The sequence below is a fragment of the Acetobacter papayae JCM 25143 genome, assembly GCF_000613285.1.
Lineage (GTDB): Bacteria > Pseudomonadota > Alphaproteobacteria > Acetobacterales > Acetobacteraceae > Acetobacter > Acetobacter papayae.
On record NZ_BAIN01000134.1, the window covers coordinates 1 to 2,536 of the forward strand.

Below are 2,536 nucleotides of genomic sequence, written 5' to 3' on the forward strand. Positions count from 1 at the left end.
GGCGCAGGCCCTGCAAGGCAGAGCGTTGCCGCCTCCGCCCGGCCTGCAACAGCCGGTGCATGGTGGCTCCGGCTCCAGACACGGCAGGCGGGCGGGCAGGTCATTCCCATCTACACCATCATGACCCCGGCCAGCACCCCGCGTGCAGCACAAGATGGCGCGGGCATTGCCCAGACCCTCTGGCAGCCCGATGGTGGCGGCACCGTCAGCCCCGCCATATTGTCCGGCATGGCACAGGATGCAGCACCCCGTATCGCCAGCCTGCTGACGGGTATTCAGGCCGCGGCCATGGAGCAAGACCCCAACAGCCTGAAGCACCGCCCCGCACGGGTTTTCTTCAGCGGTGTTACAGGCGCGCCCGGTAAGGGGAACACAGCTCTGGCCAGCGCTTTCCGCGCGGCTTTCCCCGATACCCACGATACGCTGACCCACCACCGCGCGCAGGCGGACTACACCCTGAACTGCACAGTGCGCGTAAGCGATGCCCCGCCTGATAGCGATGGGCAGGCCCGCCAGCATCTGGACATCATCTGGACGCTGCATGACGCAGCCGGGCAGGAAGCAGGCGGCATCACGCAGTTGCACGACATCCACGCCCATGCGCTCGATGGCGACTGGGGCGAAACCGCGCCCAACACCGCCCATGAGGCCGCCGCCGCCGCACGGCAGATTATCGACCGATATTCAGGCCGCACCAACACCCCACTACCAACCCCTGCTCCCTGACGTACACATCACCTCAGGCCACTCGGTAAGGGCGGGGCAGCCCCCCGCCCGACAATGGTGGAAATTACTGGAATGCCGCGTTATTATTGCGCAGGGTAAGCCTTTATTAATCCACTGTGTGAAAATATTGCCTCACTCAAAACCGGCCCGCCCCTGAGGAGAGACGATCATGCACAGAACAGCCCGTGTCATGGGAAAAGGCAAAATCATTCTTCCCACGGTCTTTCTGTTTCTCTCCACCCTGTCCGCAGGCTCCGCGCTGGCTGCCACAAAAGAAGAACAGACCAAAGCCTGTAAAAAAGACGCCATGCGCCTGTGCACGCTCTATATTCCCAACGAGCGCAAGATAACCGCCTGCATGGAAAAGAAATTTGACCAGCTTTCTCCCGGCTGTCAGGCCATGTTTACACCTGATCCGGACCGGAAGCCTAAACCCGGCAAAAAACCGAAAAAGCAGGCGGGATAAAATCATTAAAGCCATACAAGCATTTTTCCGCCCGGCGGTCCTGCTGCCCCTGCTCAGCCTACTGAGTGGGTGCATGAGCCGGGAAGCGCCCTCGTTCCCGATTGTGGGGGCCTATTTTCCTGCATGGATGGTCTGCTCGCTCTTCGGTATCGCCACGGCAATCGGGCTGCGCACAGCCTTTATTTTCACAGACCTTGATAGGCTCTTAAGCCTGCGGCTGTTTACCTATGTATCACTGGGGGTGCTGGCCGCTCTGGCGCTCTGGGTCGGGGTTTTTGGGCCATGAGCATGAAACAGGTTTCCATGACCGCCAGAAAACGCGGCGGTATTGTCATCGCGCTACTGTGCATCATCGCCGCCACACTGGCCAGCCTGTATGTTGCCCGCCGCAACAGTGCCTATCCCTCCAGCGACAGCGGCTCGCTGGATGCCGAGGTGGTGCATGTTGCCTCCGTCGTGGGTGGGCGGCTAATCGAACTGGGCGTGCATGAAAACCAGCATGTCCACAAAGGCCAGCCGCTCTATGTGATCGACCCCGAGCCGTATGAGCTGACCGTCAAGCAGGCGGAGGCCAATGTCGCCCTTGCCACTGCCGAGCTGGCCAACCAGAAGCGCCTGCTGGCGGTACGGATGGCGCAGGCCGCCACGGCGCGCGCACAGGTTAGCAAGGCCCAGAGCAACCGTGATCTGGCTGATCGTACCGCGGCACGACTGGCCCCTCTGGCCGCGCAGTCTTTCATTCCCTGGCAGCAATATGATCAGGCCCGCGTTGTGCAGAGCGATGCGGGGCTTTCCGTAACACAGGCACAGCAGCAGTCCTCGGCGGCGGATGTCGCCGTTGGCGATCTGGCCAGTGCCGAAGCCGCTCTGGCGGCCAGTCAGGCCGTGCTGGCCCGTGCCCGGTATGAACTGCGCCAGACGCGCGTGCAGGCCCCGGCTGATGGCTATATTACCAGCCTACGGGTAAAAACCGGCGAAATCCTCATGCCCTCGCAGGTTCTGTTCACGCTCATCAGTGATGATGCGTGGTACGCCGTGGCCAACCTGCGCGAAACCAGACTGAGCGCCGTCAGCCCCGGACAGTGCGTTACGGTCTATTCCATGATCGACCGCAAAACCCCGATTGAAGGCAAAGTGGCTAGTATCGGCTGGGGTGTCATGTCTACCGATTCCAGTGGTATGGGCCGCACCCTGCCGCTAGTTCTGCGCGAAATGGACTGGGTGCATGTGGCGCAGCGCTTTCCCGTGCGTATTCGCCTGATTGCTCCCCCTACCCTGCTCATGCGCATGGGCGCTACCGCCACGGTCGAGATCCGCCATGGCGCCGCCTGTCACTGAGCCCGC

General features: G+C 61.9%; 4 protein-coding genes. All 4 read left to right on the plus strand.

The annotated features are described in order from the left end of the window. Positions 1–726 (plus strand): hypothetical protein (locus JCM25143_RS22520; protein WP_025861800.1); only part of this gene is annotated, 726 nt, incomplete at its 5' end. Positions 727–895: 169 nt separating this feature from the next. Then, complete coding sequence (locus JCM25143_RS14870; protein WP_234395354.1) at positions 896–1,192, plus strand: hypothetical protein; 297 nt, start codon at positions 896–898, stop codon at positions 1,190–1,192. Positions 1,193–1,265: 73 nt separating this feature from the next. Then, positions 1,266–1,478 (plus strand): YtcA family lipoprotein, encoded by a 213-nt coding sequence (locus JCM25143_RS20305; RefSeq protein WP_035371501.1) that lies wholly within the window; start codon positions 1,266–1,268, stop codon positions 1,476–1,478. A gap of 2 nt (positions 1,479–1,480) precedes the next feature. Then, the gene (gene mdtN / locus JCM25143_RS14880) at positions 1,481–2,530 is read left to right on the plus strand and encodes a multidrug transporter subunit MdtN (protein WP_035371503.1); all 1,050 of its coding nucleotides are present in this window, start codon (positions 1,481–1,483) and stop codon (positions 2,528–2,530) included. The last annotated feature ends 6 nt before the right edge of the window (positions 2,531–2,536 follow it).

What these genes read in the sequence shown, in the direction of transcription:
- JCM25143_RS14870 (WP_234395354.1), top strand. Translation starts at nt 896, where the DNA reads ATGCACAGAACAGCCCGTGTCATGGGAAAAGGCAAAATCATTCTTCCC.
- JCM25143_RS20305 (WP_035371501.1), top strand. Translation starts at nt 1,266, where the DNA reads ATGAGCCGGGAAGCGCCCTCGTTCCCGATTGTGGGGGCCTATTTTCCT.
- mdtN (WP_035371503.1), top strand. Translation starts at nt 1,481, where the DNA reads ATGAAACAGGTTTCCATGACCGCCAGAAAACGCGGCGGTATTGTCATC.